This window comes from Streptomyces albidus (ex Kaewkla and Franco 2022), assembly GCF_013870515.1.
In the GTDB taxonomy this organism is placed as follows: Bacteria; Actinomycetota; Actinomycetes; order Streptomycetales; family Streptomycetaceae; genus Streptomyces; species Streptomyces albidus.
In genome coordinates, this window is record NZ_JACBXA010000492.1 from 1 (window position 1) to 1613 (window position 1613).

At 73.4% G+C, this 1613-nt stretch carries 3 protein-coding genes; all 3 read left to right on the forward strand.

Going from position 1 to position 1613, the window contains the following annotated elements; all coding sequences use genetic code 11:
- A partial coding sequence (locus tag H5J26_RS30825; protein WP_181769231.1) for an aldo/keto reductase occupies positions 1–341 on the forward strand: 341 nt, incomplete at its 5' end.
- A 303-nt stretch (positions 342–644) separates the two neighbouring features.
- A complete protein-coding gene (locus tag H5J26_RS30830) occupies positions 645–1232 on the forward strand; it encodes a sigma-70 family RNA polymerase sigma factor (RefSeq protein ID WP_181769232.1) in 588 nt (195 codons plus the stop codon).
- The coding region (locus H5J26_RS30835) for an RskA family anti-sigma factor (protein WP_181769233.1) at positions 1229–1613 on the forward strand (385 nt) is incomplete at its 3' end. The genes H5J26_RS30830 and H5J26_RS30835, both read left to right, overlap by 4 nt.

Below are 1613 nucleotides of genomic sequence, written 5' to 3' on the forward strand. Positions count from 1 at the left end.
ACCCGCACCTCCAGCAGGGCGAGCCGCGGGCGTTCCACGCCGAGCACGGCATCGCGACCGAGGCGTGGTCGCCGCTGGGGCAGGGCAAGGACCTGCTCAAGGAGCCGAAGCTGACGGTCGTCGCCGACAAGTACGGCAAGACCCCGGCCCAGGTGGTGCTCCGCTGGCACCTGCAGATCGGCAACGTGGTGATCCCCAAGTCGGTCACCCCGTCCCGTATCCGGGAGAACATCGACGTCTTCGACTTCGAGCTGGACGAGGGCGACCTGGACGTCATCGCAGGGCTCAACAGCGACTCGCGGCTGGGTCCCGACCCGGCCGAGATGAACTGGATGGGCTGAGCTCCGCCGGGAGTTCGGCACGGGGACGACCGGCGTACGTACGGGCAACCGACGCACGGCGGCCGGTGACGCCGCCGCCCGGGACAACCGGGCGGCGGCGCCTGCCGTGGGGTGCGGCGGCACAAGTCCGTTCCGGGACCAATCCGTGCGGGCCGCGGCCACGAAGCATCCCTGAGGACGTCTCCCGGGAGGAACCATGAGCTCGGCCAGGCTTCGCGGACCCGCGCGGCATCACCGTCAGGCGGCACAGGCCGCGCGTCTCACGCGCGCTCATGGCCGCGCACGCGAGAACGGCGGCACGCCGTGAAGGAGACCGTGCACGTCGCCGGTACGGGCGGCGGCGCCGGACCGGATCTGGCAGAGCTGCTCAAAGAGGTCGCACGCGGCGACCAGGACGCCTTCGCGGCCGTCTACGACCAGGTCGCCGGACCCGTGCTCGGGCTGGTGCGCAGTGTGCTGCGCGACCCGGCGCAGTCGGAGGAGGTCACTCAGGAGGTCCTGGTCGAGGTGTGGCGTACGGCCGCGCACTTCCAGCCCGACAAGGGCAGCGCCATGTCGTGGGTGATGACCTTCGCCCACCGTCGTGCGGTGGACCGGGTGCGTTCGGCACAGGCCGCCACCGACCGGGAGCAGCGGGCGGCACTGCTGGACCAGACGCCCGCCTTCGACGAGGTCACCGAGGCCGTCGAGGCCCGGCTGGAGCGTGAGCAGGTGCGCCGGTGCATGCGCACGCTCACCGAACTCCAGCGCCAGTCGGTGACCCTCGCCTACTACCGGGGCCTCACCTACCGCGAGGTCGCCGAGCTGCTCGCGCAACCGCTCGGCACCGTGAAGACCCGGCTCCGGGACGGACTGATCCGCCTGCGCGACTGCCTGGGGGTGACGGCGTGACGAGCGGCGCCGAACTGCACACGCTGACCGGCGCGTACGCCGTGCACGCGCTGCCGGAGGCCGAACGCGAGAAGTTCGAGCGGCATCTGACCGCCTGCCCCTCCTGCGAGCGGGAGGTCGCGGAGCTGCGGGCCACAGCCGGACGGCTGGGCCTCGCGGTCTCCGCGTCCGCGTCGCCCGAGATGCGCGACCGGGTGCTGCGGCGGATCGCCAACGTCCGCCAGGAGCCCCCGAAGCTGACGCGCGGCCCCGGCCCGGGCACGGACGCGGGGAGGCCGCACGGCGGCGGGACGTCGCGGCGTCTGCGCTCCCTGCCGCGCTTCGCGCTGGCGGCCTGCCTGGCGGCCGCGGCCACGTTCGGCGGGGTCGCCGTGTGGCAGT